We start from the raw sequence: 26,698 nt of genomic DNA, 5'->3' as shown, positions 1-26,698 counted from the left end.
GCTTACTTCCTCTCCGAAAGGGTCAGCTGCTCGATGGGCTTCTCGTACTTCTCGCCCTTGATGATGCGCTGCACGTAGATGCCGGGGGTGTGGATCTGATCCGGATCGAGCTCGCCGACCTCGACCAGCTCCTCGACCTCCGCGATGGTGATCTTGCCGGCCGTCGCGATCATCGGCGCGAAGTTCCGGGCGGTCTTGCGGTAGACGAGGTTGCCCGACTTGTCGCCCTTCCAGGCCTTCACCAGGGCGAACTCGGCGTGGAGCGCGGTCTCGAGGACCATCATCTTGCCGTCGATCTCGCGGGTCTCCTTGCCCTCGGCGATCTGGGTGCCGTAGCCGGTCGGGGTATAGAAGCCGCCGATGCCGGCGCCGCCGGCCCGGATGCGCTCGGCGAGGGTGCCCTGGGGGTTGAGCTCGACCTCGAGCTCACCCGAGAGGAAGAGCTTCTCGAAGACGGCGTTCTCCCCCACGTAGGAGGAGGTCATCTTCCTCACCTGCCCCGCGGCCAGCAGCACGCCGAGCCCCTTGTCGGTGGTGCCGCAGTTGTTCGAGATGATGTGCAGATCCTTCACGCCCTTCTCGAGCAGCGCCTGGATCAGGTTCTCGGGGTTGCCACACAGACCGAAGCCGCTGGACATGATGGTCACGCCATCATGGATGTCGGCCACAGCCTCCTTCGCGGAGCTCAAGACCTTGTTCATGGGGCGATCCCATAGAGGGGGCCCGGAAGGCTGTCAACGACGGCCGCTTCAGGCCATGAGCAGGAGCAGCGCGGGCACGACCAGCGCCATGAGGAGGAAGACCACGGCGGTGTAGCCGATGATCTCCCGGGCCTTCAGCCCCATGATCCCGAGCAGGGGCAGGGCCCAGAAGGGCTGGAGCATGTTGGTCCAGGCGTCGCCGTAGGCGAAGGCCATCACCGTGGTGCCCGGCGCCACGCCGAGGGCCTTGCCCGCCGAGAGGAGGATCTCCCCCTGCACTGCCCACTGGCCGCCGCCCGAGGGCACCAGCAGGTTCACCAGCCCCGCCGAGAGGAAGGCGAGGGTCGGGAAGGTGGAGGCGGTGGCGATCGAAACCATGGTCTCGCTGATCCAGTCGATCATCCCCGACGCCTTCATCATGCCGAGGATGCCGAAGTAGAAGGGGAACTGGAGGATGATCGCGCCGGCCCCGCGGGCGCCGTCCGCCACGGCCTCGACGTAGCGCCGCAGGCGCGCCTGCAGGGCGAGGCCGAGGAAGAGGAAGAAGAGGTTCACCGAGTTGAGGTCGAGGCCCAGCCGGTCGGTGACGATCAATGCGAGCAGCAACGCGAGGCCGGCGGCGCCGGCGCCCACCCCCACCAGCGGGCTCTCCTGGAGCCAGGCCGGCACGCTGTCGATGGGCTCGCGCTCCCTGGCCTCCTCCTCGAAGGGAGGCAGGTCGGGCGCCACCAGCTCGGCCTCGTCCCGGGGGGTGAGCCCGTAGTAGAGCGCCGGGATCAGGAGCAGCAGCGCGCCGGTGACCACCAGGTTGAGGGGCGAGAAGAGGGTCTCGGTGATGGGCAGCACCCCCACGATCGCCTCGGTGAAGTGGCCGGCCTCGGCCACCTTCAGGGGCGCGGAGCCCGAGAAGCCCCCGTGCCAGACCGCCAGGCCCGAGTAGGCCGCGCCTCCGAGCAGCGGATAGTGGAGCTTCAACCCCCGGGCCGCGGCGTGGCGCCCCATCTCCCGGGCCAGGAAGGCGCCCACGATGGCCCCGAGCCCCCAGTGGGCGACGCCCGCCAGGCAGGCCACCGCCGCGACGATCAGGGCGGCGCTGCCCGCCGAGCGGGGCAGGCGGGCCAGGCGGGCCACGGCGCGCTGCACCGGGGGCGAGAGCGCCAGGGCGTGGCCGGTGACCAGCACCAGGCACATCTGGAGGGCGAAACCGAGCAGCCCCGGCGAGGAGAAGCCGCTCACGAAGCCGGCGCCCACGGTGAAGAGCTCTCCGCCGGTGAGGGCGAGGCCGAGCAGGCCCACCGCGAGGGTGAGGCCCAGGGCGAGGACGAAGGGATCCGGGACCAAGCGCGCGGCCCAGTGGCTCAGGACCTTTCCCAGTCTGGAGATCATCGAGGAAGGGCTACCACGAGGGCCCGGGGGGGTCACCGACGCCGGGGCGGGACAAGCGCTCCGCTCCGGCCTATGACTGTGGTTCTCCGGCGCGATCGTGCCGGAGCGACGCTCCCCTGCTCTCCCTCCCTGGAGGAATTCATGATCGCTCCCGGTGAGAAGGCCCCGGCCTTCAGGCTCCAGGACCACCTCGGCCGGACCGTCGCCCTCGAGGACTTCGCGGGCAAGCGGCACGTGCTGCTGGTCTTCTATCCCCTCGACTTCACCCCTACCTGAAGCCGCGAGGTGCCGGCGCTGGAGGCCCTTCTCCCGGCCTTCACGGCGGCTCACACCCAGGTCCTGGGTGCAAGCATCGACAGCGTCCACTCCCACGCCAACTGGGCCGCCCACGACCTGGGTGGCATCTCCTTCCCCCTCCTCTCGGACTTCAACCCGAAGGGCGCCGTGGCCGCGAGCTACGGCCTCTACCTGGTCGACCGGGGAATCACCGACCGGGCGACCGTGCTCATCGACGCCGGCGGGACGGTGGTCTGGTCCGAGTCCGTCACCCCCGCGGGTGAGCGGGACATCGGCGGCCTGCTCGAGCTCTGTCAGCAGCTCGACGCGGACTACGCGCCGAAGCTCGAGGACGCCCCGGCCCCCGCGGGCCTACCGGCGGGCAGCGAGCTCTTCGTGAAGACCGGCTGCGGCTTCTCGAAGGTCGCCCTCAACGCGCGGGTGAACCTGCACCTGGAGGCGAGCCTCCCCCTGCGGAACATCACCGAGCGGGAGACCGACGCCCAGGCCCTCGAGAAGCTCACCGGCAAGCTCCAGGTTCCCTGCCTGGTGCAGAGGGGCGAGCCCATCCTCGAGTCCGCCGACATCGTCCGGAGGCTGGCCTCGCAGGTGACGGACCTCTAGAGCGCTTTCGGGCCAGGCTGGAATCGGTCTAGCCTGTCAGGATGACATCGAGCGAGAGTGGCCCCACCATCCGGGTCCGCGTGGGTGAGAGCTCGCTGGAGGTGCCCCGGGGCACCCTGGCGGCAGACGTCCTCGCCCAGGCGGGCGCCTTCGGCCCCGAGGTGGTGGCGGCCACCGTCGACAATCACCTCTACGATCTGGCCACCCCCCTGGCCTCCTCGGCCACCGTCGCTCCGGTCGATCAGGCCCGGGCGACGGGCCGGCGGGTCCTCTCCCTCTCGGCGCGCTACCTCTTCCTGGCCGCCGCCGAGCGCGCCGCGCCCGACGTCGAGGTCTCCATCGGCCCCTCCCTCCCGAGCGGCCAGCGCTTCCGGGTGCGGGACGAGGAGGGCGTGCTCATCGTCGGCAAGGCCCTCGAGGACCTCGCCGGCAAGCTCGAGCGCAGCATCGCCTCGCTGGTCGACGCCGACCTGCGCTTCGAGAGCCAGCTCCTCTCCCTCGACGCCGCCGAGGCCCTCCTCGGCCCCGGGCACCCCAGCCGTGAGCGGCTGCTGGCGGCCTGGCCCGAGGCCACCGTCCCGGTGCTCACCCTCGGCAGCTACCACGACCTGAAGTACGGGGTGGTCGCCCGCAGCACCGGGAGGGTGGGCGCCCTCCAGGTGACCGCCGTCGAGAACGGCCTGATCGTCCGCTGGCCGGAGGAGACCCCGGTTCAGCTGGGCGAGGACGACCACCACCTGCTGCGGATCACCAACATCCACCGGGCCTGGAACCGCCAGGTGGGCGTCGCGACCATCGGCGATCTGAACCACCACATCCTCTACGGCGACATCGAGGACTGCATCCGCATCACCGAGGCCCGCCACGAGCGCGATCTGGCGAACATCGCCGCGCTCATCGCCGAGAAGCGCGAGACGGTGCGCATCGTCACCCTCGCCGGCCCCTCCTCGGCCGGCAAGACGACCACCGTCCGCCGCCTCTCCCTCCAGCTGAAGGTCGCGGGCATCGAGCCGGTGATCATCGGCCTCGACGACTACTACCGCGACCGCGTCGACTGCCCCCGGGACGAGAGCGGCGAGTACGACTTCGAGGCCCTCGAGGCCCTCGACCTCGCGCTCCTCCAGCACCACCTCGCCGCCCTCCAGCGGGGCGAGGAGGTCCGGGTCCCCCACTTCGACTTCAAGAACGAGCGCCCCGCCTCGAAGGAGACCTGGCGCCCACTCGTCCTGGAGCCCCAGCAGATCCTGCTCATCGAGGGCATCCACGGCCTGAACCCCGAGCTCACCCGCGAGCTGCCCCAGGAGAGCTGCTTCCGGCTCTACGTCAACGCCGTCTCGCCGCCGGATCGGGACCACCAGCACCGGATGCACACCACGGACCTGCGCCTCCTGCGGCGGATCATCCGGGATCGCCGCTACCGCGGCACCATGGCCGCCGAGACCATCGAGCGCTGGCCGAGCGTCCGCCGGGGTGAGGAGCGGCACATCTTCCCCCACGCCCACCGGGCCCACGCCACCTTCGACTCCTCCCTCGTCTTCGAGCTGGGGGTCCTCAAGACCTTCGCCTGGCGCTACCTGCTCGAGGTGCCCCGCTCGCATCCCTCCCGGGTGCGGGCCCACGGGCTGCTGGAGCTGCTCACCCCCATCGTGCCGATCCTGCCGGACGCCGTGCCCTCGACGAGCCTGCTCCGGGAGTTCATCGGGGGGTCCACCTTCCGGTACTGACCGCGAGGACAGACCCGTACACGTGCACGTCCACGTGAACGTGCACGGGGTCTCCCGGGTACCGGTCCTCACGAACGGAAGCCTCGGGAAAGACCGAGCACGTGTACGTGTACGTGGACGTGCACGGCGAGGCGGATCCTGGTTCCGAGGACTTAGACCGTTTCCGGGCAGAAAAATCGACGTAGCCCACCGCAGGGGTACAAGTGAGGAAGTGTAGGACAACCCCTCCTCCTGACGCTGAAGGTCCCCGATGAGCGCTACGAGTCACCCCCGGTCGAAGAAGCTGCCCTCCCTCCTCACCTTCCTCGCCCTCCTGGGCCTCCTGATCCCGGCCATGGCGGGCTGCGCCAGCGCCGGCGGTGGTGATACCCGGGTCGAGCTGGACCCCCTCCCCTCTCGCGGCAAGGTCGTGCTGCCGGAGGAGGCCTGGAAGGACCGGCTCACCGAGGAGCAGTTCAAGTTCCTGCGCGAGGGTGGGGTCGAGCACGCCTTCTCCGGCGCCTACTGGGACAACCACGAGGAGGGCGTCTACCGCTGCGCCGGCTGCGGGCACGTCGTCTACCACTCCCGCCACAAGTTCGACGCCGGGACCGGCTGGCCCTCCTTCACCCGGCCGATCCACCCCGAGGCGATCGACGCCCGCTACGTCCCGGGCTTCGGCCGGGCCCGGGTCCAGGTCACCTGCGCCCGCTGCCAGAGCCACCTCGGCTACGTCTACGACGGCGGCCCCGCCCCCACCGGCCTGCGCCACTCCCTGAACTCCATCGCCCTGGTCTTCGAGGGCGAGAAGGACCGGCAGAAGGGCCGCTGGCGGCTCCTCGCCAGCCGCTAGGCTCCAAACCGGGTCGGGAGATTCCGCCCCCAAAAGGGGATCGGGGTGGAAAATTCCGTTTCGGTGGCTATGATGCGCCTGCTCCGATGCTCCACCACGCTCCCTCCTCCCTGACGCACCACGTCGGACGGCTGCTCGTCGTCCTCGGGCTCGGCCTCGCCCTGGGGCTCGTGCCCTCGGCCTCGGCCAACACCGCGACCAGCCGCAGCCTCACCAAGCCGCTGCCCGAGCAGGGGAAGATCGATCTCTCGGAGGGGGAGTGGGCCCGGCGGCTCTCGGCCGAGCAGTACCAGGTCCTGCGCGAGCGCAAGACCGAGCGGGCCTTCGCCAACGCCTACTGGGACCACCACGAGAAGGGCGTCTATCGCTGCGGGGCCTGCGGTCAGATCCTCTTCCACTCGGAGAGCAAGTACGACGCCGGTGACGGCCGTCCCTCCTTCTCCGAGCCCGCCGCTCCGGACGCCCTCGACAAGTACACCAAGACCGCCTTCGGCAAGACCCGCCACGACCTGCGCTGCTCCCGCTGCAACGGCCACGTGGGCTGGGCCTACGAGGACGGACCGGCCCCGAGCGGGCTGCGCCACTCGTTGAACTCCATCGCCCTCACCTTCGAGGCCGAGGGTGAGTGGCAGCGGACCGAGGCGCGCCGCCAGAAGGACGAGTAGCGGAGCCGGGCGGGGCGAGCCCTTGACGGTGCCCCCCCTCCCCTGCTTGGAAGTGGCGCCCATGGAGCCACTCGATCCCTACCTCTTCGGCGAGGAGCAGGTCTGCTTCGGTTGCGGACCCCACAACGAGCGCGGCTGGCGGCTGAAGTTCTTCCGCGAGGGGGACGATGTCTTCACCGACTGGACCCCCGAGGCCGGCCACGACGGCCCCCCCGGCGTGCTGCACGGCGGGCTGCAGGCCACCCTCATGGACGAGATCGCCGGCTGGGCCCTCGGGGCCCTGGCGGGCTGCATGGGCCTGACCACCCACATGAGCGTGCGCTACTACCTGCCGGTGCGGGTCGGCGTGCCCCTGCGGGCGAGCGCCCGCATCGTGAGCGACGAGGGCCGGACCGTAGTGGTGCGGGCCAAGCTGGTCCAGGAGGGCAAGCAGCGCGCCTCCGCCAAGATCAACTTCGTGGTCCCCGACGAGGAGACCGCCGCCCGCATCGTCGGCGCCGACCTCACCGATCAGATGCGCCGCTTCCTGCGCTGACCCGGCGGTGTCGTGACGGCGTCGATGCAGGAAGCCGCCCGCGCGATCGGGCCCATCGCGGCGGGCGGGTACCGGGTGATGGTTCTCGAGGCGGACCTCCGCCGGACGCACCAGGACTTCGCCACCCTCGCCGAGGCCCGGACCTACGCCGACGACGCGGCCTCGGAGACCGACGACGACCCGCCCCTGGCCTACGTCTTCGACGCGGACTTCGAGCTCGTCCACGAGGGGCGACCCTACCACCAGGGTTGAGGGTCAGGCGCTCAGCTCGGCGAGGCGGCGCAGCAGGCGCTGGAGGCGGCCGTCCTCGATGAGCCCTCCCCAGTGCCCGTCGCAGAAGCGCTCGCCGCGCACGCAGAAGGTGATCATCGACCTCACCTCCTCGAGGGTCGCGCGCCCCACCCGCTCGAGGTCGGCCAGCAGCTCGCCGGCCACCTCGGGGCGGTAGCCGTAGTCGCACCAGGGCTCCTTCCCGGCGAGACGGAAGAACGCGTCGACCGCCGGATCGTAGATCGGCCAGGGGAAGGAGGTCGCCTCCCCGCCCTCGTTCCGCGCGGCGTGCCAGTTGGGGATCGGCACGAAGCCCTCGGCCTCGAAGACGGGCAGGAAGGCGACGAGGGCGGCGATCTCCTCGGCGTCGGGCAGGCGGGTCTTCTGGCTCATGGGATCCTCCCGGGATGGTTGTAAGTCCCCCCGGACCCTGATCCAAGATGTCCGTCATGGATGGGAAGCGCCTCGCCGCCGTGCTCTTCTCCGACATGCACGGCTACTCGCGTCAGATGGACGACGACGAGCAGGGCACGCTGGAGAAGCTGGCGCGGCACAACGCCATCTTCGAGGCGCGGATCGCCGAGCAGGGGGGCCGGACGATCAAGACCATCGGCGACGCCTTCATGGTCGAGCTGCCCAGCGCGCTCGCCGCGGTGGAGTGCGCCCTGGGAGTCCTGGCCGACCTGGCCCGCCACAACGAGGGCCGGCCGGAGGGGGAGCACATCGCCGTGCGCCTCGGCGTCCACGTGGGGGACGTCACCGAGCAGGGCGGGGACCTCTTCGGCGAGACCGTGAACATCGCCGCGCGCCTCGAGCCCCTGGCCCCGGTGGGAGGCCTCTGCGTGACCGCCGCCGTCTTCCAGCAGATCCGCCGCAAGGTGCGGGCGAGCATCGCCTGGCGGGAGGTCCGGGAGCTGAAGAACCTCCGCGCACCTCTCCTCCTCTACGGCCTCGTCCCCGGCGAGGCGCTGTTGGAGGATGACGCGGGTGAGACGAAGACGCGGAGCGCCGCGAGCGGCCGGCGCTGGGGGCTGGCCGGGGCGCTCTCCCTCGCCGCGACCCTCATCCTCTGGGTGGGCGGCGCCCGGATGCAGGAGACCGAGCCCGAGGTCGACGCCGCGGCCCTCGAGGCGATCGCCGCCGCTCAGGCCATGCTCTCGGTGAACACCAAGGAGGCGGTGGACCGGGCGGTGGGCAAGCTGGAGCACGCCGTCGAGCTCGCCCCCGACCACGCCCCGGCCTGGCTCGCCCTGAGCGACGCCTACCTCATGTACGCGGGCTGGGGCCTGGCCGAGGCGAGGGAGAAGGTGCCCCTGGCCCGCCGGGCGGCCCAGAAGGCGCTCACCCTCGAGCCCGACCTCGCCGAAGCCCACCTCAAGCTCGGTGATCTCGCCAGCATGTACGACTGGGAGTGGGAGGCCGCCGAGGAGCACTTCCGGAAGGCCAGCGCCCTCGATCCGACCCACCAGCGCGCGAAGGTCACCCTGGCCTGGCTGTTCACCTACGAGGGCCGCTTCCGGGAGGCCACCGCCCTCGTCGACGAGGTGGTCGCCGGGCTCCCGGAGGGAGAGCCCCCCGGGCGGGGCATCGCCAGCGTCTACGTCTTCAGCGCCGAGACCCACGCCCGGGGCGAGGCGATGCTCCTGCGCCTGCTGGAGCAAGACCCCAGGTCCATCCCGGTGCTCGACTCGCTGGTGGTGGGGGCCATGTGCCAGCGCGGACAGCTGGAGAAGGCCCTGGCCTGGGCAGAGAAGCTGGAGGAGGCCTGGCACGGCCGCCCCTACACCGAGTTGATGCTGGCCCTGATCCACGCCGCCCTCGGCCACCAGGACGAGGCACGCAAGCGCCTCGAGCGCCTCGAGGTGCTGTCGAAGGAAGAGACCGTGGCCCGGACCGGTCTCGCCCAGGTGTGGTTGGAGCTGGGTGAGCCCGAGAGAGCCCTCGCGCTCCTGGAGGAGGCCCACGCCAACCGCGAGTTCCACCTCGTCTGGCTGCGCATCCTGCCCTTCACCGCGCGGACCCTCGACGACCCGGAGTGGAAGGCCCTCCGCGACCAGGACGGCTACTGGCGCCTGATGGACCGGATGGGCTTCCCGCCCTTCCCGCCCGAGCACCCGGGGTACCCCGAGGAGCAGGCGTGGCTGGCCCGGAAGGCCGGCCGCGAGAGCAACCCGGGAGGCGAGAGATGACCTGAACTAGCCCTGGCCGCAGCAGCTGCAGTCGGGGACGAAGGCGCCGTCGTTGGGCAGGGGCGCGTAGTCGAGGGCCTCGTCGTAGTGGACCTCGCCCAGCTCCTCCTCCTCGAGGAGGGTCAGCGCCATCCCCGCGTCGGGCGCGGCGATCAGGCCGTGGATGGCGTTGGCGTAGCGCACCGCGGGCAGCCAGTGCCGGGCGGTCTCGCCGGGCGCGGGCCAGGGCAGCGGCTCCGGGAGGATCCGCAGGGTGGTGAGGGGGTCGCCCTCCTCGTCCCCGCACTCGCTCGTGGGCCGGAAGGTCATCACGTAGACGAAGACCTGCTCCCGGCGCAGGGCCTCGTCCTCGGGCCCCTTCAGGCTGACCAGGAGCCAGGGCTCACCGTCGAAGCGCTCGGCGACCCGCTCGGCCGCCTCGCGGCGGGCGCGGGTGAAGCTCTCCCAGTCCCGCAGGTCCGAGCGGTAGTCGGCCAGCGCCTCCCGGCGGGTCTCGGCGTCGTCGCCCGGATCGACGTAGTCCTCGCGGCAGGGCGCGCACTCGTCGGGGAGCTCGAAGCCGGAGATGCAGACGTCGTCGAGATCCTCGAGGCTGTCGATGTCGGGGCCGTGCACCAGGGCCGCCTTCTCCCGGTCACCCCGGCAGGAGTGGAAGAGGCGCACCGAGGCGGACTCGGCCAGGTAGTCCCAGGCATCGAGGTTCTCCTCGAGGCCCTCGGTGGGCCCGACCGCCCCGATCAGGCCGAGGCCCCCGATCCCCTCGATCTCCTCCAGGCCCTCGAGCTCCCCGAAGACCTCGAAGAGCTCGGCCTGCAGGGCCTCCTCGGTGCAGCAGTGGCTCTGCTCGTGGAGGAGCCAGAGGCCTCCGCCCGCTGCTCCGGCGGCGAGCCCGGCGATCATGATTGCGAGCCGGCGTCTACCCATCTTCGTCCTCCTGGTTGGCTACAACCCGAAGTGCCAGTGGTCATTCCCACCCGGACCTGACACCTGGCAGACGAGGACGTTCCCGCCCGTGATCGCGGTCACGCCGCTACTTCTCTGGCGCGGCCTCGCTGGCCCCGGTGGGCTCGAACTGCAGGGCCGCCGAGTTGATGCAGTGGCGCTGGCCGGTGGGCTTCGGCCCGTCGTCGAAGACGTGGCCGAGGTGGCCGCCGCACCTCGAGCAGAGGAGCTCGGTGCGCACCATCCAGAGGGTGCGGTCGCTCTTGGTGTCGATGGCCTCCTCGCTGGCCGGCGCCCAGAAGGAGGGCCAGCCGGAGCCCGAGTCGAACTTCTCGTCCGAGCGGTAGAGCACCTGGCCGCAGCCGGCGCAGCGGTAGACCCCGGCCTTCTTCTCGTCCCAGAGGGCGCCGGTGAAGGCCCGCTCGGTGCCCGCCTTGCGCAGGATCCGGTACTGCTCGTCGGTGAGCTTCGCCTTCCACTCGGCGTCGGTCAGCTCGATCTTGCCTTCGGACATCGTCTTCTTCGCTCCCGGGGTCGTGGCCGCCGGCGGATCCTCGGCCCGGGCCTCCTGCGAGGGGCAGGCCGGCAGGGTGACGCCCCCGGCGATCAGGGCGAGGGCGGCGAGGAGGTGACGGCGAGAGAGGATCATCGTGCTCTCACCTTGGGCCCCGGGCCGAGGCCTCGCCACCTAGTCGTAGTTCGTGACCTCGGCGCTCGCGGCGATGGCCAGCACGGTCTCCCGGTCGTGGCAGGGTCCCTTGCCGGCGCCGGGGCAGAAGGCCGCGACCTCCCGCTCCCAGACCCCCGGCTCCAGGTTCTCGCTCCAGAAGGGCCAGGCCCGGCACTGCTCGGGCCGGGCCTCGTAGACGCTGCAGCGGCCGCCCTCCAGGAAGCGGCAGTCCTGCTCCGGCGCCTTCAGGTGGAAGAGCCCCCCGCTCTTCTCGCAGTAGCGCCGGGTGAAGGCGCCGGTGGCCAGCTCGAGGTGGCGGGCCAGGCGCCGGCGATCGGCGAGGGAGAGGTAGACGAAGCCGTGCTCTCCCCGGGAGGTGCAGCAGCGGCCGCTGCCCTGGCACTCGAAGCGCAGGCCCGCGGCCAGCCACGCCTCGCGCTTCGCTTCCGTCTCGCGCATGGCGAGAGAGGATAGCAGCTACTCCGCGGCGGGAACGAAGCGGTTGCCCTCGAGGCCGGTGGTGCCGAAGAGGGCGTGGCTGTCCGAGGCCTGGCCGGTGGACTCGCGGGCCCGCAGGTTCGCGGTGGCCACGATCCGATCCCAGGAGTAGAAGCGCTCGCCCTCGACGCCGCCCTCCATCGCGCCCTTGAAGAGGTTGAGGACGAAGAGCTGCATCCGCTCACCCTTCCCGACCACCGCGGCCGGCGCCACGTTGGCGAGCACGTCGAGGTCGGCGCCGCCGGTCGGATCCTCCGGGGTGGCGCGGCTGGAGAAGATCTCCACCGCCTGGTCGTGGTAGCGCCAGGAGCCGTCGAGGACGAAGACCTGGTAGCCCGGCGCCTGCTCGGCGGCGGAGAGGGCGGAGATCACCGCGTCCGCGGCGTCCTCGCTGGCCAGCAGCAGGATCTCGGCCCGGGCGAGGCGCTCGAGGATCTCACCCTCCCGCTCCTCACCCGCGGCCAGGGCCTCGGGGCCGATGAGCGTCACCTGCTCCTCGAAGTAGGTCTCGAGCTTCGGGTCGAGCTCGATCCGGCGCTCGAGGGTGACGACCTGAGAGCCCTCGGCGGCCGGGAGGCGGACGAAGCCGACGAGCTCGAGGGTCTCGGTCATCGCCTTCAGGTCGCGCTTGGAGGGGTCGGCCAGGCCCGGCTCCCAGGAGGGAGAGATGGCGCCGGCCACCACCACGGCCTCGACCCGGCCGTCCTCGGCCATCCGGTCGTACTCCGGCCAGAGGGGCGCGGGCTGCTCGGCCGCCACGAAGCCCAGGCGGAGCTCCTCGCCCCGCACACCGATGGAGATCATGGCCTCCTCGCAGCCCTCGCGGCCCGGATCGAAGTGGAAGGCGTAGCGCTCGGCGGGGGCGTCCCGGTGCCCCTCGGCCAGGCAACGGTGGCCGGCCCGGGCCTGGAGGCGCCAGGGGTTGGTGGGCAGGACCAGCGCCACCGGCTCGGCGGGCACCGCGGTGCCCGGCGGCGCCAGGACGACCAGGTGCGCATCGTAGGCCAGCGAGAGCACGCCGGCCGGCGAGACCTCGAAGCTGGTGAGCTCCGAGCTGGTCGCGGCCAGATCCAGGCGCCAGTCCATCTCCGCCAGCTGGGGCACGAGGTAGGTCAGCTGCTCGCTGGCGAAGAGGCGGGTGGTCCAGGTGCTGGTGGCGAGCTGATCGACCAGGGTCTCGAGGGCGCCCTCGGGGTCGGCGGCCAGATCCAGCTCCATCCGGGCGCTCAGGTCGGCGACCAGCCGCACCGGCGGATCGAGGTCGAGGGCCGAGGCGCCGGCCTCCGCCGAGGAGGGGGGGACCAGCTCGGCCAGCTCCTCGGGCGCCGTGTCGTCGAGGAGGTTGCAGCCCATCGCGCCCCCGAGGGAGAGCGTCATCGTCAGCGTCAGGATGGTCGTTGCCCGCATGGCCCCTGGTAGGAGCAAGGGTCGGGCCAGATCCCGGAGGCGGCCCAAGGCCCAGGGATCACTGGCCTTTCTTCCCCTGGACCGGGGTCCCGATCGGGGGGTGCGGACCCCGATCCGCCGGGGGGTCGAGCCCCCGGGGATCAGCCCCGCCAGGGGGCCCCGGAGAGGGCCTCCAGGGCCGCCGCGTGGAAGGCCCGGACGTTGGGGGAGAGGTTCGCGCGGTGAGGGTAGACGACCTGGAGGTTCGTCTTGGCCACCGGCCGCCCCCCGAAGAGGGCCACCAGGCGCCCCGCCTTCAGGTCCTCCCCGGCGATGAAGTCCGGCAGGGCGACGATCCCCAGGCCGGCCACCGCGGCCTCCCGCAGGGCGTCGCCGCTGTTGGAGTGGAGCGGCCCCTGGACCCGGACCGTGGTCTTCGGGTCGATGGCCGGGAAGGACCAGGTCCGGGCGGTCGGGTGGTAGGCGTAGGTGAGGCAGGCGTGCTGCTCGAGGTCGGCGATCCGCGCGGGCTCCCCCTCCCGCTCCAGGTAGGCCGGCGCGGCGCAGAGGAGCTGGTGCACCTCCTGGAGCTTGCGGACCACCAGCGAGGAGTCCTCCATCCGGGCGATCCGCACCGCGACGTCGAAGCCCTCCTCCACCAGGGAGATCAGGCGATCGTCGAGCGAGAGCTCCACCCTCAGCTCGGGATGGCGGGTCACCAGATCGGCCACCAGGGGCGCGAGGTAGCGGTTGCCGAAGTTCACCGGCCCGCTCACCCGCAGCACGCCCCGGGGAGTGGCGCTGCGCTCGGAGGCGGTGGTCTCCACCCCCAGGGCCTCCTCCGCCAGGCGGGCGCAGCGGGGGTAGATCTCCTCGCCCAGCCCGGTGAGGGAGAGAGAGCGGGTGGTGCGGTGGAGGAGGCGGCCCCCGAGGGCGTCCTCCAGGCGAGCCACCTGCTTGCTCACCGCCGAGCGGGAGACCCCGAGCGAGCGCGCCGCCGCGCTGAACCCCTGCTCCTCGACCACCCGGGCGAAGACCGCCATGGCCGGGAGCAACTCCAGGGAGAGTTTTGTTTCCATATTGGAAACAAACATCTTCCAAACTGGCCATTGTGTCCAGGCGTGGAGGATCCAAAATAGGTCACGAACCGACAACCCCTCCCGAACAGGAGACCGACCATGAAGAAGCTCATCCCCTCCCTCCTCGCCCTCACCCTCCTCGCCCTCCCCTCCCTCGCCTCCGCCTCCACCTGGCAGGTCGACGCCGCCCACGCCACGGTGGGCTTCGAAGTCAGCCACCTGATGATCTCCAAGGTCCGGGGCAGCTTCGACGAGGTGCAGGCCACCCTCGAGCTCGACGAGAAGAACCTCGCCAACTCGAAGGTGAAGGCCACCATCGCCGCGAGCAGCATCGACACCGGCAACGAGAAGCGCGACGGCCACCTCAAGAGCGGTGACTTCTTCGACGTGGCGGCCCACCCCGCCCTGACCTTCGAGTCGACCAAGGTGAAGAAGGCCGGCAAGAACAAGCTGAAGGTCACCGGCAACCTCACCATCAAGGGCGTCTCGAAGCCGGTCACCCTCGACGTGACCTACACCGACGCGGTGAAGAGCCCCTTCGCGCCGATCCGCATCCGCGGCTTCACCGCCACCACCACGATCGACCGCACCGACTGGGGCCTGACCTGGAACAAGGCCCTCGAGACCGGCGGCGTCCTGGTGGGCGAGGAGATCGCCATCACCCTGAGCCTCGAGTTCCAGGAGGAGGCCGAGGCGAAGACGGCCTCGCGTTAGTGACCCCTGTCGGTGGGCGGCTCATCGGCCCTGAAGCCGCCCACCCGCGCTGATCAGTGGGATCAGCGCTTCTTCGCGCCCCGCTGGCCCTTCCGGATCGGAGGGGTCGGCGGGGCGCTCTCTTTCGTGGACGCCTCGCCGGCGCCGGCCACCGAGAGGGTGAGGATCCCCGCGCTGCGGTCGGCCTGGAAGTCGAAGCGGGAGAGGAAGGAGAGCCCGAGGATGCCGTCGAGATCCTCGGGGAGGGTCTCCATCACCACCGCCTCGACCCGGCGGGCGGTGAGGCCATCGAGGCTGACCTCGGGCAGCCAGACGTGGCGGCCCTCCTTCACTCCCCCGGCGGTGTGGAGGCGCATCGTGGGGGCGTCGTCCAGGCGGAGGGCCAGATCGGCCGCCACCTGCGGGGTGATGGCCACCAGGCTCGCGCCGGTGTCGATGATCACCTTCGCCTCCACCCCCTGCCCGAGCGCCACGGTGGCCGGGATGATCCGCCGGGCCGGGTCGAAGCGCACGGTCGCCCGGCCCTCCCCGGTGGCCGCGCCGCACTCCCCCTCGCCCCGCAGGCGGCTGATCCGCCCGCGGATCATCACGGCGTTCTGCACGTCCGGGTGGTAGTGGAGGAACTGCTCCAGGGGCAGCGCAGCCTCGCAGGGCTTCTGCTGCTTCTCCAGGACGTTGGCGAGGTTGAAGGGGATGCCGTCGAGGCCGGGCACCAGGGCGATGGCCTGGCGGTAGTCGCGCACCGCCCCCTCGAGGTCGCCCTTCCGCTCCAGGGCCACGCCGCGCCACCAGCGGTAGTCCTTGTCGTCGGGCACGTCCTCGATCAGCACCGTCGCCTCGGCGGCGGCCTCGTCCCACTCCGAGAGGTACTTGTGCGCGGTGTAGGTCACCCAGCGCAGACGGGGGTACTCCCCGCAGGCCTCCAGGAAGGACCGCGAGGCATTCAGCGCTCCCCGGTAGTCTCCGACGCGGTTCATCGCCTCGCCCAGGTCGATGATCGCCCGCCGGTCACAGGGCTCGGCCTTCAGCCGGGCCTGGAGCTTGCGGATCTCGGGGCCCTCCTTGCCGTGGTCGAAGGGCGGCACGTACGTCGCGGCGTAGTAGACCCCTGCCGCGATCCCCGCGCCGATCATCCCCAGGATCAGGAGGCCGAAGACGGCCCGCTTCACGGTGGCGCGCGCCGCCAGCTTCTTGCGGCAGGGCCGGCAGACCGTCTGGTAGCCGACGGCGGTCGTGCAGAGGTCGCAGATGGGAGCGTCGCAGCTGTCGCAGAGCATCGCCGCGGTCGCCTCGGGGTGGGCGCTGCACCTCGGTCCTGATTCCGTCATGATCGTCCTCCCGGCTCCCTGCCTCGATAGAGGGTGGGCTACTCTAGCGCAAGATGTCCCACACCTTCGTCGTCAGCGACCTGCACCTCTCGGACGCCCAGGAGCTCGACCCGGACCGCCCGCTCTGGAAGCGCTTCAAGGGCCGGGATCTCTTCATCGACGAGAGCTTCTGCCGCTTCCTCGACCACATCGACGAGCTGGCCGGCGACGAGGAGGCCGAGCTGATCCTCAACGGGGACGTCTTCGACTACGACTCGGTGACGAAGCTCCCCGAGAACCCGGAGTTCACCATCTGGTGGCTGGAGCGCGCGCGGGGGCTGGCGCCGGAGGAGCAGAAGAGCCTCTTCAAGATGCAGGTGATCCTCCGCGACCACGAGACCTTCGTCGCGGGCCTCCAGAAGTGGGTGCTCGCCGGTCGTCGGCTGATCTTCGTCATCGGCAACCACGACATCGAGCTGCACTGGCCGAAGGTGCAGCAGGCCATCCGGGACGCCCTCGAGATCCCCGACGAGCTGCAGGAGCAGATCGTCTTCTGCGAGTGGTTCTACGTCAGCGGCGGGGACACCCTCGTCGAGCACGGCAACCAGTACGACAGCTACTGCGTCTGCCCGAACCCGATCCACCCGACCATCCACGTGCGCGGCGTCGACCGGATGCGGCTGCCCTTCGGCAACATCGCCGGGAAGTTCATGCTCAACGGCATGGGGCTCTTCAACCCCCACGTCGAGTCGAGCTTCATCAAGTCGCTCTCGGAGTACGTGGTCTTCTTCGTCCGCTACCAGCTGCGCATCCAGCCCCTGCTGGCCTGGAGCTGGTTCTGGACCGCGATGTTCACCCTCTGGACCACGGTGACCGAGGGCTTCCTCCCGGCCCTGCGCGATCCCTTCACCATGGAGGACCGGGTCGACGAGGTCGCCCGCAAGTCCAAGAGCACCCCCCGGGTGGTGCGCGGGCTCCAGGCCCTGCGGGTGCACCCGGCGCACTTCAGCCCGCTGAAGCTGGCCCGCGAGCTCTGGCTCGACCGGGCGATCCTCCTGGGCCTGCTCATGCTGGGCACCTTCCAGCTCTTCTCCTTCCTCAACGTCTTCGTGAACCTCTCGCTCTGGTGGTGGGTGCTCTTCTTCGTGGTGGCCCTCCCGCCCTTCATCTTCTACGCGCGGGGGGTCAACTCGGACGTGACCAACTACCAGCGCCAGCTGAAGGCCCGCCTGCCTCAGACCGCGAAGCTGGCGGGGGTGAAGCGCCTCGTCCTGGGTCACACCCACCGGGAGCGGCAGGTGGTCGAGGACGAGCTCGAGGTGCTCAACACCGGCACCTGGTCCCCGGCCTACCGGGACGTCGAGTGCACCATCCCCTTCGGCCGCAAGTGCTTCGCCTGGCTGCGACCCCACCCCACGAAACAGGGGGAGCGCGTCGCCGAGCTGCACGAGTGGCTGGACGCGGAGGGCACCGCGCAGCTCTACGGCGAGCCGGCCCGGCGGATGGCCGCCCTGCCGCCGGCCCGCGAGGGCGCCGCCGAGAGCGCCGCCTAGCGCTCCGCTCGCGTTACCCGCGCGTTACCCACCGCGGGGTCCGCACTCCGTAGCGTGGGGGTGAGTCGATCACCCCCTCGTGAAGGAGTCCGCGATGAAGCGCCCGGCCGTCCCCACTCTCCCCCTCACCTTCCTCGCCCTGCTGCTGCTCGCCGTCGCCGACCTGGCGCTGGTCGGGCAGGTCGCCGACGCCGTGGACGAGGAGAGCACGCCCGCCCCCGACGCCCTGCCCGAGGGCGCCTTCCTCACCGGCCGGGACGTCCCCACCGCGAAGGTGCAGGGGGTGCTCGCGCGGATCGAGGAGACCGAGGACGCCTTCCTGATGCACCTGACCAACGCCGGGGAGGAGACCCGCTCGGTGGATCTCGAGGCGGTCTGCTACCAGATGATGGGCTCGCCGATGTCCCGGATGGGTATGCAGCGCGAGGAGGTCGCGGCGGATCGGATCGTGGCGACCATCGCGCCGGGCCAGACCCTGGTGCAGAAGCTCGCCTGCGCCCCGCAGAAGCAGTTCGTCCCCGAGGGCATGGAGGAGGCCTACCCCACCGGCGGCTTCGAGGGCGGCTTCTCCACCACCGACTTCGAGATCTTCGCCGGCGGCACGCCCCCCGAGGCGCGACGTCCGAACTTCGGCATGGGTGGCCTCGGCCAGCGGATCGCCCGGGGGAAGAAGCCCGCGAAGGCCACGCCCCCGAAGGTGGTCGCGCCGCTCGCCCGGCTGCGGGTCTCGCGCCCCCTCGCCCCCGGCCAGAAGGTCGCCGCGGTGAAGGCCGAGGCCGTGGCGGAGAACCAGGGCTGAGGTCACCGTGCGCCCTCTCCGCCTGCTGGCCCTCGCCGCCCTCCTCGTCGCCGGGCACCTCGGCTGGAACGTCCACCGGGCGCTGGCCCTGCGCGAGGAGAGCGGCGTCCTGATGCCGGCGGCGGGCGGGGCGCTCGAGCAGCTCGAGCTCCAGTTCTCGGGGCTCGGCGCGGAGCGCTTCCTCGAGGTCTACGCGCAGCTCGTCCCGGCCCTCGATCCAGGCACCGAGGTGGTGGTCACCGTCGAGGGCCCGGCGGACGAGGCCCGCTTCGCCGCGGCCTTCCGGGGCTGGTTCCCGCGCGGCGCTGCGCGGCCGGCGCTGCGCTTCGTCCACACCGGCCGCCCGATCACCTCCTGGGCCCGGGACCGGCTGGCCGTGATCGGCGGCAGCGGCGGCGAGCCCCTCACCCTCCTCGCGCCGCCCGCACCGATGGTCGGCCCGGCCCAGCGAGTGCACGACTGGGTCGTGCCCTGGACCCTCGCCGATCGGCTGCCCGGCCCGCCGAGGATCCGGGCGGCCGCCTTCCGCTTCGAGGGCGGCGATCTGATCGCCGACGCCTCGCACGTCTTTGTCGCCACGCCCCTCTTCGAGCGGAACCCCGGCCTCGCCCGAGAGGGGAAGCTGCTGGCCCGGGTCGAGGCGGCGACCGGCCTGCGGGCCCTGCGGGTGGACGCCCCCGGCGCCCCCTCGCCGGATCACCACATCGGGATGTTCGTGACCCCGCTGGGCGAGGGGAGGGTCGCGGTGGCCGACCCGCTGCTCGGCCTCGAGCTGCTCGAGGCGGCGGGCCTGCTGCGCGACGATCTGCGCCTGGAGATCGGCGGGCACCTCCTCACCCTCGACGTCTCCGCCGAGCGCCTGGCGCGCTTCGCCACCGTCGCCCGGAGGCTGGAGGAGGAGGGGCTCGAGGTGATCCCCCTGCCCGCCCTGCCCACCACCAGCCGCTACGTGATCGCCAGCTGGAACAACGCCCTGATGGAGCGCCGCGGCGGTCGGCTGCAGATCTACCTGCCCACCTACGGCCTGCCCGCCCTCGACGACCACGCCGCGGCCGTGCTCGAGGCCGCCGGCGCCCGCGTCCACCCCATCCGGGTCGATCGCCTCTTCCGCCTCGGCGGCAGCGTCCGCTGCCTCACCGCCCCCCTGCGGCGGGGCGCCTGAGGATCTTTACAGCCGGCCTCTTCCGGGGTGTCGTCGGGCCATGGGCGATCTCCCCCGTCCCACCGCCGAGCAGCTGTCGACCCTCCGGGGCTTCGAGCGCGTGGCCTTCGGGATCGCCGACACCGTGAACCGGCGGCCGCTGCTCAAGCGGGCGAGCCACACCTTCCTGCGCACCGTCGGGGCGACCTGGGTGCACCTCGCGACCCGCAACCTCCTCCAGGTCAATGGCCTCTCGCACCTCCAGGCCCTGCGGCCGGAGGGGGGCGTGCTCCTGGTCTGCAACCACCGCTCCTTCTTCGACCTCTACGTGGTCGCGAGCGTCCTCCTGCGCCGCACCGACTGGGTCCGGGAGATGTTCTTCCCGGTGCGCGGCGACTACTTCTACCAGCGCCCGGACGGAGTGGTGGTCAACGCCCTGATGAGCGCGATGGCGATGTACCCGCCGGTGATGCGTCAGGGCCGGCAGCACGACTTCAACCGCTTCACCTCCGACGCCCTCGGCCGGCTCCTGCGGCGGCCGGGCACGGTGGTCGGCGTCCACCCCGAGGGCACGCGCAACAAGACCGGGGATCCCTACACCCTCCTGCCGGCGCAGCCCGGCGTCGGGCAGATGGCCCACCAGAGCCGGGCCACCGTCCTGCCGGTCTGGATCCTCGGGCTGGGCAACCGGATCGTCGAGCAGATCCGCACGAACTTCGCCGACGAGGCTTCCCGCCACGCCGCCACGATCACCCTCGTCTTCGGGGAGCCCGTGGAGCTCTCGGCCTTCCACGATCGGCCCGCCCGGCTGCGCACCTACAAGGAGCTCGCCGACCACCTGCGGGAGATGTTGATGGCCCTCGGAGAAGAGGAGCGGCGGCTGCGCGCCGAGGCCGGGCTGCCCGAGCTCGGCCCTCCACGCTAGCTAGGCCAGCCCGTACTCCCGCATCCGCCGCCAGAGGGTGGTGCGGCTGACGCCGAGGATCCGGGCGGCCTCGCTGCGGCGGAAGCGCGCCTGCTCGAGGGCCGCGACGAGCGCCTCCCGGGAGGGCCAGCGGGCCGGGCCGCCCGCCGCCGGTTGAACCGGGGCGGTCACCTCGGGCGCCGCGCTCCGGAGCGCGGGCGGCGGCACGTCGACCGCCGGCCCGGCCGCGGGGAGCGGGACCGGCGCCTGGGCTGCGAAGGTGGGGACCTGGAAGACGCCGCTGAGCTCGGGGCTCTCCCGGCCGATCTCCGCCGGCAGATCCTCGCGGTGGATGGTCTGCCCGTCGCAGACCGCGTGGGCATACTCGAGGGCGTTCTCCAGCTGCCGGACGTTGCCCGGCCAGGAGCAGGAGAGGAGGGTCCGCATCGCTCCCGGCGAGAGGCGCAGGGAGCGCGAGCGGCGCAGGCCGATGCGCGCCATGAGCTCACCGATGAGCAGCTCGACGTCCTCGGGGCGGTCCCGCAGCGGCGGCAGCGTGAGGGGCACGACGTTGAGCCGGTAGAAGAGGTCCTCCCGGAAGCGGCCCGCCGCCACCTCGGCGGCGAGGTCCACGTGGGTGGCCGAGACCACCCTCCCCTCGAAGCGGCGGGTCTGGTTCTCGCCCACCCGCTCGTAGGTCCGCTCCTGCAGCACCCGCAGCAGCTTCACCTGGAGCGGCAGCGGCAGGTCGCCGATCTCGTCCAGGAAGATGGTCCCCTTGCCGGCGGCCTCGAAGCGCCCGGGCTTGTCCCGCACCGCGCCGGTGAAGGCGCCCTTCGCGTGGCCGAAGAGCTCGCTCTCGAGCAGGTCATGGGGCAGCGCCCCGCAGTTCACCGCGACGAAGGGCTCGTTGGCGCGCAGGGAGCGGGCGTGGATGGCCCGGGCGACCAGCTCCTTGCCGGTGCCGCTCTCGCCGGAGATCGCCACCGAGGCGTCGGAGTCTCTCAGGTGATCGATGAGCGCGAAGACCCGGTGCATGGCCGGTGAGCGCGCCACCATCCCCTCGAAGGTCACCGCGCTGCGGGTGGCGTTGGCCTCCCGCTCGCCCGCCGTCTCGGGCCGCAGGACCACCAGCACCCGGCCCTCCGAGGCGGGCAGCGCGCCGCAGGAGACGTCGTCCTGCAGGGGCGCGGCGGTGACCGAGACCGGATAGAGGCTCCCGTCGGCCGCGGCGATGTTCGCCCGCCAGCCCTCGCGCTTCTCGCCCGCGAGCAGGGCCTCGCGGAAGGCCGCCCCCTCGCCGAAGAGCTCCTCGCCCAGCACCTCCGCGGCGCGGCGGCCGACCACCGAGGCCTCGCTGCCACCGACCAGCTCCTCGAAGGTCGGCGAGACCCGCCGGATGACCAGCTCGTGATCCAGGACCAGGAGGCTGCGGCCGAGGGTCTCCATCAGGCCCGTCGCGCCCTCCCAGGGGTTCGAGGCCGCTCCGCCGGCCCCCTCCTCCAGCGGGGCGCCGTCCGCGTCGATCTCCCGGAGGATCTCGAAGGCCCCGACCACCTTGCCCGTGGTGTCGCGCAGGGTGGTCGCCGTCTTGGTGATGTGGGCCAGCGAGCCGTCGGCGCGGAAGAGCTCGAGGGGGACCCCGGCGATGTGGCCGCGCTCGAAGACCCCGCAGGACTCGAGGCAGCGGGTGCACTTGATGCCGGTGAGGCAGTGGCGGCCGAGGACCTCGTCCCGCTTGAAGCCGGTGATGGCCTCGGCCCGCCGGTTGAAGACCAGCAGGTTGCGCTCCGCGTCCACCACGATCACGCCCTCCGTGAGGTGGTCGGCGATGGTCTGGAGGAGGTGGAAGGTCTCTCCCTCGGGCCGGGTGAGGGCGTCGAGGGCGGCGCTCGCCATGGTCAGGGAGAGGTTTCCTTCTGTTGCAGCCATGTTCCGCATTCTGCACCCTTCTGAATCATCTAGAAACCCCCGTTTCTTGTTTGGAACCACTTGGAACACAGGGTTTCAATTCGATTCGTGACCGATCGTGCAACCCATTGAAATGACTCGAAACCCTTTTCTGGCCCGCACGATGCAATGCGGCATAGCAAGCGACGAACCGAACCCCCTTCGAACCTTCAGGGAGCAAGACAGTGAAGAAGATCCTCATCCTCGGCGCGGGCACCGCCGGAACCATGATGGCGAACAAGCTCCGCGGACGCCTCGACCGCGACGAGTGGCAGATCACGCTCATCGACCAGAGCCCCTGGCACTACTACCAGCCGGGCTTCCTCTTCGTGCCCTTCGGCATCTACTCCCCCGGCGAGAACAAGAAGCTGAAGGCCGACTTCCTGCCCCCCGGCGTCGACTTCCGCATCGCCACCCTCGACGTCATCGAGCCGGACCAGAAGCGGGTGCGGCTGGTCGAGAAGAGCGAGTACGTCTCCTACGACATCCTCATCATCGCCACCGGCACGCGCATCGAGCCGGGCGAGACCGAGGGGCTGCTGGGTGAGGGCTGGCGCCAGGACATCTTCGACTTCTACACCCCGGACGGCTCGGCCGCCCTGGCCCAGAAGCTGCGCTCCTTCGAGGGCGGCAAGCTGGTGCTGAACGTCGCCGAGATGCCCATCAAGTGCCCGGTCGCCCCGCTGGAGTTCCTCTTCCTGGCCGACTGGTACTTCCACACCCAGGGCATCCGGGACAAGGTCGACCTCGTCTACGCGACCCCGCTGGACGCGGCCTTCACCAAGCCCCGGGCCGCCGCGCTCCTCTCCGGCCTCCTCGAGCAGAAGAACATCGAGGTCGTCACCGACTTCAACATCTCCGAGGTCGACAGCGGCGCGAAGAAGATCGCCTCCTTCGACGGCAAGGAGATCGACTACGACCTCTTCGTCACCATCCCGGTGAACATGGGCGACGCGGTGATGGAGCGCTCGGGGATGGGCGACGAGCTCAACTACGTCCCCACCGACAAGCACACCCTGGCCGCCCTCGACCACCCGGACGTCTTCGTCCTCGGTGACGCGACCAACCTGCCCTCCTCCAAGGCCGGCTCGGTGGCCCACTTCCAGGCCGAGGTCCTCACCGAGAACGTGCTGCGGCAGATCGAGGGCCAGAGCCTGCTGCCCGACTTCGACGGTCACGCCAACTGCTTCATCGAGTCGGGCTTCGGGAAGGCCCTGCTCATCGACTTCAACTACGAGACCGAGCCGCTGCCCGGGAAGTTCCCCCTGCCGGGCGTGGGCCCCTTCAGCCTGCTCTCCGAGAGCCGGATGAACCACTGGGGCAAGATGATGTTCCGCTGGATCTACTGGAACCAGCTCATCCGCGGCTCCGAGCTCCCCATCGAGGCCCAGATGCTGATGGCCGGAAAGAAGGCGGCCTGACATGGCGACCGCACACGCCAAGATCGTCAACGACGTCGTCCCCATCGAGGCCCGGATGGCCGATCAGATGATGGAGATGAACCGGAAGCTCGACATCCTCACCGAGCAGATGGGGCACCTCTACCGGCGCACCGTCGCCCTCGAGGAGCTCAAGGACGAGCTGATGCGGATCGCCAAGGACGGCATGGCCGCCCTGACCGTGGAGCTCGCAGCAATCGAGCACGAGTTCAACGCCGAGGAGATCCAGCACCTCCTGCGAAAGGCCCTGCGGGCGACCCCGCGCCTCATCCGCCTCCTCGACATGCTCGAGAGCGTGGACGGCCTCGTGAGCGAGATCGAGCCGCTCGGCAAGGAGGTCATGAAGGACCTCGTCTGCAAGCTGCACACGGCCGAGGAGAAGGGCTACTTCCGCCTCGCCGAGGGCGGCCTCCAGCTCGTGGACCGCATCGCCGGCCACTACACCCAGGACGACATCGACAGGCTCTCGGACAACATCGTCTTCATCCTCGACACGGTGAAGCGGATGACCCAGCCCGAGATGCTGGCCGCCCTGAACCAGACCCTCGAGGTCATCGACCACCCCGAGTCGTCCAGCAAGCCCCTGGGCCTCTTCGGTCTCCTCGGCGCCATGCGCGACCCGCAGGTCCAGGCCGGCCTCGGCGTCATGATCGCCATCCTTCGCCAGGCGGCCCCCACCCCTGGCACCCCCGCCCTCCCCTCTCACAACTGATCCCAAGGAGTACCGCCATGCCCGCGCTGCAGGTCAACGGAAGCACCGTGAACGTGAACGACGAGGGCTTCCTCGTGAACCCCGCCGACTGGACCGAGGAGGTCGCCGCCGAGCTGGCCCGCCTCGAGAACATCCAGCTCACCGACGCCCACTGGGCCGTCATCCAGTTCTGCCGCAAGGACTTCGAGGACACCGGCAAGTCCCCGGGCGTGCGCCGCATCACCAAGGTCGGCGGCATCCCCACCAAGGACATGTACAGCCTCTTCGCCGGCGGCCCCGGCAAGCTGGCCGCCAAGATCTCCGGCCTCGCCAAGCCCACCGGCTGCCTCTAGGCCCGCCCCTTCACCGACGAAAGGAAGCCACCATGGCCGACGTCATCACCAACGCCCATCAGAACCTCTTCGAGCCGCAGCCCACCCCCGTGGCCGAGCCCACCCGCAAGATCGCCATCATCTGCTCGAAGGGCACCCTCGACATGGCCTACCCGGGCCTGATCCTGGCGAACGCCGCCCGGATGAGCGGCATCGAGGCCACCCTCTTCTTCACCTTCTGGGGGATGGACATCATCACCAAGAAGAAGGTGGACAAGCTCCACGTCACCCCGGTGGGCAACCCCTCGATGGGGATGCCGACCTTCCTCGGCGGCCTGCCGGGCATGGAGACCATGGCCACTCGCATGATGAAGAAGACCATCGAGGAGCTCGACATCCCGCCCGTGAGCGAGATGCTCGAGATCCTCGGTGACGCCGGCGCCGAGATGTACGCCTGCGGCCTGGCCGCCGAGATGATGAAGCTCACCCAGGACGACCTCGTCCCGCAGGTGAAGGGCATCATCTCCGCGATGGACTTCTTCGATCACGCCAAGGGCGCCAACATCATCTTCATCTAGAAGATCTGGCGCCCATCCCGGGAGCCCTGAGCGGCCCTCGCGCGAGCGGGGGCCGTTCTTGTTTTTCGGCCCCTACTCGAAGAGGCACCAGCGGTCGCTGCTGCCGCTGAAGACGATCTCGGTGCAGAGCTGCATCCCGGTCGGGCAGTCGGCGTCGGCGACGCAGCGGTCGGTGCAGCGCGCGGCGGCCGTGTCCTCGAGGCAGAGGGAGCTGGCGCACTGGGTCTCGCCCTCCACCGGATCGCAGGCCTCCCCCGCGGCCAGGGTGCCCCGGACGCCCGGGACGCAGCAGGGCAGGTGGTCGGGCGCCACGCCGACGTCCCGGCAGACCTCGCTGGCCTGGCAATCGTGGTTCGAGAAGCAGTCGGCGAGGCCCCCCTCGTCGCAGGTGGTGTAGGGCCCGGGCAGCCCGCCGTCGCTGCCCGCGTCACCGCCGCCACCGTCGGTGACCGCGCCGTCGCCGGCGCCCCCGTCGTGGCCGTCGTCGTCACCCGAGGGACAGCCGCCGAGCAGGAGGAGGGGGAGCAGGAGCAGGATCGAGAGGTGCCGTCGCATGGGGGGAGCATACCTTGATGCCGCGCCGCGAGCCTTCGTATCCTCTCGGACATGATCCACGCCCTGCTCCTGGTCGCCACGGTCTCCCTCTCCGGCAGCCCGCTCGGGGTGGGCGGCGGGATGCGGCTCGGCTGCGAGGCCTGCGTCCCCCTGGAGCTGGTGGCCCAGGCGCCGGGCGCGCGGGAGGCCCAGCTGAAGGCCGAGATCGCCGAGCTCGACACCAAGATCGGCGCCATCGGCGTGGCCTGGCCCACCGGCGCGCTGATCAAGGCCACCATCGGCTACTTCACGGCCCCGGTGATCCTCCTGGGCCTCCCCCTCCTCCTCGTCGGCGTCGCCTGGAGCGCCAGCGGCGAGGCGGGCGGCCCCGGCCTGATGATGCTCGGGGGGGTCTTCAGCGCGGTCGGCGTGGCCGGCCTGGTGCTGATGATCTGGGGGATCATGGAGGGCGTCGAGGGCAGCAACGCGGCGAAGACCGAGAAGGACGCGCTGCGCGAGCGCCGCCGCTCGCTCCGGGAGGAGCTCTACTCGCTCCAGCAGAGCGCCCGCCTCGAGGGGCCGCCCTCGATCGTGCTGGCCGGCCTGCGCTTCTAGGGCTCGGGCTCCGAGTCCAGCTCCCCGATGACCACGTCCTTCAGCTCGAGGGTGGCCGGCAGCACCTTGAAGCTGAAGTCGTGACCCTCTCCCGAGTGCGGCCCGGCGTCGACGAGGAGGACCTCGCCCTCGACCTCGATCCGGACGTCGAACTCCGCCTCCAGGGCGGCCAGCCCGGCGGAGAGATCGCCGTAGGCCCCGAGATCCCCGTTCTTCTTCAGCGCGGCGTCGACGATGGCCCGCGGATCCATGGTCGCCTCCTTGCGTTCGGTCTTCGCCGAGGGACAACCCCCGGCGAGGAGGAGCGCGAAGAGGACGATGCAGCTCCCACCCGTGCTCGCGTGCCGACCCTTCATGGCCTCAT

The 26,698-nt window shown here is 71.0% G+C and carries 29 protein-coding genes; 17 read left to right on the top strand and 12 right to left on the bottom strand.

Annotated elements, in window-relative coordinates:
- Positions 1-2 precede the first annotated feature (2 nt).
- Positions 3-701, bottom strand: coding sequence for a CoA transferase subunit A (locus tag P1V51_08645; protein MDF1563098.1), 699 nt, complete (start codon positions 699-701; stop codon positions 3-5).
- 48 nt (positions 702-749) lie between these two features.
- Positions 750-2,087: a TIGR00366 family protein gene (locus P1V51_08640; protein MDF1563097.1), complete on the bottom strand. Its 1,338-nt coding sequence runs from the start codon at positions 2,085-2,087 to the stop codon at positions 750-752.
- A gap of 141 nt (positions 2,088-2,228) precedes the next feature.
- Between P1V51_08640 and P1V51_08635 the strand changes: the two genes are divergently transcribed.
- The 6 genes from P1V51_08635 (at position 2,229) to P1V51_08610 (ending at position 6,995) form a co-directional block, all read left to right on the top strand.
- Positions 2,229-2,987 (top strand): redoxin domain-containing protein, encoded by a 759-nt coding sequence (locus tag P1V51_08635; protein MDF1563096.1) that lies wholly within the window; start codon positions 2,229-2,231, stop codon positions 2,985-2,987.
- Between the two features lie 41 nt (positions 2,988-3,028).
- Complete coding sequence (locus tag P1V51_08630) at positions 3,029-4,711, top strand: cyclic nucleotide-binding protein (protein ID MDF1563095.1); 1,683 nt, start codon at positions 3,029-3,031, stop codon at positions 4,709-4,711.
- Positions 4,712-4,961: 250 nt separating this feature from the next.
- Positions 4,962-5,543 carry a peptide-methionine (R)-S-oxide reductase MsrB gene (msrB, locus tag P1V51_08625; protein ID MDF1563094.1) on the top strand — a complete coding sequence of 194 codons (582 nt, stop codon included), beginning with the start codon at positions 4,962-4,964 and terminating at the stop codon, positions 5,541-5,543.
- An 86-nt stretch (positions 5,544-5,629) separates the two neighbouring features.
- Complete coding sequence (gene msrB / locus P1V51_08620; GenBank protein ID MDF1563093.1) at positions 5,630-6,208, top strand: peptide-methionine (R)-S-oxide reductase MsrB; 579 nt, start codon at positions 5,630-5,632, stop codon at positions 6,206-6,208.
- Positions 6,209-6,269: 61 nt separating this feature from the next.
- Positions 6,270-6,743 (top strand): PaaI family thioesterase, encoded by a 474-nt coding sequence (locus P1V51_08615; GenBank protein MDF1563092.1) that lies wholly within the window; start codon positions 6,270-6,272, stop codon positions 6,741-6,743.
- Positions 6,744-6,821: 78 nt separating this feature from the next.
- On the top strand, positions 6,822-6,995 hold the full coding sequence (locus P1V51_08610; protein MDF1563091.1) for a hypothetical protein: 174 nt from the start codon (positions 6,822-6,824) through the stop codon (positions 6,993-6,995).
- A 3-nt stretch (positions 6,996-6,998) separates the two neighbouring features.
- On the opposite strand, the gene P1V51_08605 is transcribed toward P1V51_08610, so the two are convergent.
- Entirely contained in the window at positions 6,999-7,406 is a 408-nt protein-coding gene (locus P1V51_08605) for a DUF6508 domain-containing protein (protein ID MDF1563090.1), read from the bottom strand.
- Positions 7,407-7,462: 56 nt separating this feature from the next.
- Between P1V51_08605 and P1V51_08600 the strand changes: the two genes are divergently transcribed.
- Positions 7,463-9,202: an adenylate/guanylate cyclase domain-containing protein gene (locus tag P1V51_08600; GenBank protein MDF1563089.1), complete on the top strand. Its 1,740-nt coding sequence runs from the start codon at positions 7,463-7,465 to the stop codon at positions 9,200-9,202.
- Positions 9,203-9,208: 6 nt separating this feature from the next.
- Here the strand turns inward: P1V51_08600 and P1V51_08595 are convergent, their stop codons facing one another.
- The 5 genes from P1V51_08595 to P1V51_08575 all read right to left on the bottom strand — a co-directional run bounded on the left by P1V51_08595 (position 9,209) and on the right by P1V51_08575 (position 13,777).
- On the bottom strand, positions 9,209-10,102 hold the full coding sequence (locus P1V51_08595) for a hypothetical protein (GenBank protein MDF1563088.1): 894 nt from the start codon (positions 10,100-10,102) through the stop codon (positions 9,209-9,211).
- Positions 10,103-10,232: 130 nt separating this feature from the next.
- Complete coding sequence (msrB, locus tag P1V51_08590) at positions 10,233-10,793, bottom strand: peptide-methionine (R)-S-oxide reductase MsrB (protein MDF1563087.1); 561 nt, start codon at positions 10,791-10,793, stop codon at positions 10,233-10,235.
- 39 nt (positions 10,794-10,832) lie between these two features.
- On the bottom strand, positions 10,833-11,273 hold the full coding sequence (locus tag P1V51_08585; protein ID MDF1563086.1) for a YkgJ family cysteine cluster protein: 441 nt from the start codon (positions 11,271-11,273) through the stop codon (positions 10,833-10,835).
- A gap of 18 nt (positions 11,274-11,291) precedes the next feature.
- Complete coding sequence (locus tag P1V51_08580) at positions 11,292-12,719, bottom strand: hypothetical protein (protein ID MDF1563085.1); 1,428 nt, start codon at positions 12,717-12,719, stop codon at positions 11,292-11,294.
- Between the two features lie 140 nt (positions 12,720-12,859).
- Positions 12,860-13,777 carry a LysR family transcriptional regulator gene (locus P1V51_08575; GenBank protein MDF1563084.1) on the bottom strand — a complete coding sequence of 306 codons (918 nt, stop codon included), beginning with the start codon at positions 13,775-13,777 and terminating at the stop codon, positions 12,860-12,862.
- A gap of 99 nt (positions 13,778-13,876) precedes the next feature.
- Here P1V51_08575 and P1V51_08570 point away from each other — a divergent pair, with 99 nt between their 5' ends.
- Positions 13,877-14,491 carry a YceI family protein gene (locus P1V51_08570; GenBank protein ID MDF1563083.1) on the top strand — a complete coding sequence of 205 codons (615 nt, stop codon included), beginning with the start codon at positions 13,877-13,879 and terminating at the stop codon, positions 14,489-14,491.
- Between the two features lie 62 nt (positions 14,492-14,553).
- Here P1V51_08570 and P1V51_08565 read toward each other — a convergent pair whose 3' ends face one another.
- On the bottom strand, positions 14,554-15,819 hold the full coding sequence (locus P1V51_08565; GenBank protein ID MDF1563082.1) for an aspartyl protease family protein: 1,266 nt from the start codon (positions 15,817-15,819) through the stop codon (positions 14,554-14,556).
- 53 nt (positions 15,820-15,872) lie between these two features.
- Here P1V51_08565 and P1V51_08560 point away from each other — a divergent pair, with 53 nt between their 5' ends.
- The 4 genes from P1V51_08560 (at position 15,873) to P1V51_08545 (ending at position 20,216) form a co-directional block, all read left to right on the top strand.
- Positions 15,873-17,351: a metallophosphoesterase gene (locus tag P1V51_08560; protein MDF1563081.1), complete on the top strand. Its 1,479-nt coding sequence runs from the start codon at positions 15,873-15,875 to the stop codon at positions 17,349-17,351.
- A 94-nt stretch (positions 17,352-17,445) separates the two neighbouring features.
- Complete coding sequence (locus P1V51_08555) at positions 17,446-18,150, top strand: hypothetical protein (GenBank protein MDF1563080.1); 705 nt, start codon at positions 17,446-17,448, stop codon at positions 18,148-18,150.
- 7 nt (positions 18,151-18,157) lie between these two features.
- Complete coding sequence (locus tag P1V51_08550; protein MDF1563079.1) at positions 18,158-19,312, top strand: agmatine deiminase family protein; 1,155 nt, start codon at positions 18,158-18,160, stop codon at positions 19,310-19,312.
- Between the two features lie 40 nt (positions 19,313-19,352).
- Entirely contained in the window at positions 19,353-20,216 is an 864-nt protein-coding gene (locus P1V51_08545) for a lysophospholipid acyltransferase family protein (protein ID MDF1563078.1), read from the top strand.
- Here P1V51_08545 and P1V51_08540 read toward each other — a convergent pair whose 3' ends face one another.
- Positions 20,217-22,127 (bottom strand): sigma 54-interacting transcriptional regulator, encoded by a 1,911-nt coding sequence (locus P1V51_08540; protein MDF1563077.1) that lies wholly within the window; start codon positions 22,125-22,127, stop codon positions 20,217-20,219.
- A 203-nt stretch (positions 22,128-22,330) separates the two neighbouring features.
- Between P1V51_08540 and P1V51_08535 the strand changes: the two genes are divergently transcribed.
- From P1V51_08535 to P1V51_08520, 4 genes are read left to right on the top strand one after another with little or no spacing between them, the layout of a single operon-like run.
- Positions 22,331-23,566 (top strand): FAD/NAD(P)-binding oxidoreductase, encoded by a 1,236-nt coding sequence (locus tag P1V51_08535; GenBank protein ID MDF1563076.1) that lies wholly within the window; start codon positions 22,331-22,333, stop codon positions 23,564-23,566.
- A 1-nt stretch (position 23,567) separates the two neighbouring features.
- Positions 23,568-24,296, top strand: coding sequence for a DUF1641 domain-containing protein (locus P1V51_08530; protein MDF1563075.1), 729 nt, complete (start codon positions 23,568-23,570; stop codon positions 24,294-24,296).
- A 17-nt stretch (positions 24,297-24,313) separates the two neighbouring features.
- On the top strand, positions 24,314-24,628 hold the full coding sequence (locus tag P1V51_08525; protein ID MDF1563074.1) for a TusE/DsrC/DsvC family sulfur relay protein: 315 nt from the start codon (positions 24,314-24,316) through the stop codon (positions 24,626-24,628).
- A 32-nt stretch (positions 24,629-24,660) separates the two neighbouring features.
- Positions 24,661-25,185, top strand: a complete 525-nt coding sequence (locus P1V51_08520; GenBank protein ID MDF1563073.1) for a DsrE/DsrF/DrsH-like family protein — start codon at positions 24,661-24,663, stop codon at positions 25,183-25,185.
- 72 nt (positions 25,186-25,257) lie between these two features.
- Here the strand turns inward: P1V51_08520 and P1V51_08515 are convergent, their stop codons facing one another.
- The gene (locus tag P1V51_08515) at positions 25,258-25,740 is read right to left on the bottom strand and encodes a hypothetical protein (GenBank protein ID MDF1563072.1); all 483 of its coding nucleotides are present in this window, start codon (positions 25,738-25,740) and stop codon (positions 25,258-25,260) included.
- A 51-nt stretch (positions 25,741-25,791) separates the two neighbouring features.
- On the opposite strand from P1V51_08515, the gene P1V51_08510 reads away from it, so the two are divergent.
- A complete protein-coding gene (locus P1V51_08510; GenBank protein ID MDF1563071.1) occupies positions 25,792-26,334 on the top strand; it encodes a hypothetical protein in 543 nt (180 codons plus the stop codon).
- On the opposite strand, the gene P1V51_08505 is transcribed toward P1V51_08510, so the two are convergent.
- Complete coding sequence (locus tag P1V51_08505) at positions 26,331-26,690, bottom strand: hypothetical protein (GenBank protein MDF1563070.1); 360 nt, start codon at positions 26,688-26,690, stop codon at positions 26,331-26,333. The two genes, P1V51_08510 and P1V51_08505, sit on opposite strands and share 4 nt — an antisense overlap.
- Positions 26,691-26,698 lie beyond the last annotated feature (8 nt).

It is taken from the genome of Deltaproteobacteria bacterium (genome assembly GCA_029210625.1).
Classification (GTDB): Bacteria; Myxococcota; Myxococcia; order SLRQ01; family SLRQ01; genus JARGFU01.
This window is presented reverse-complemented; position numbering and strand designations above follow the sequence as displayed.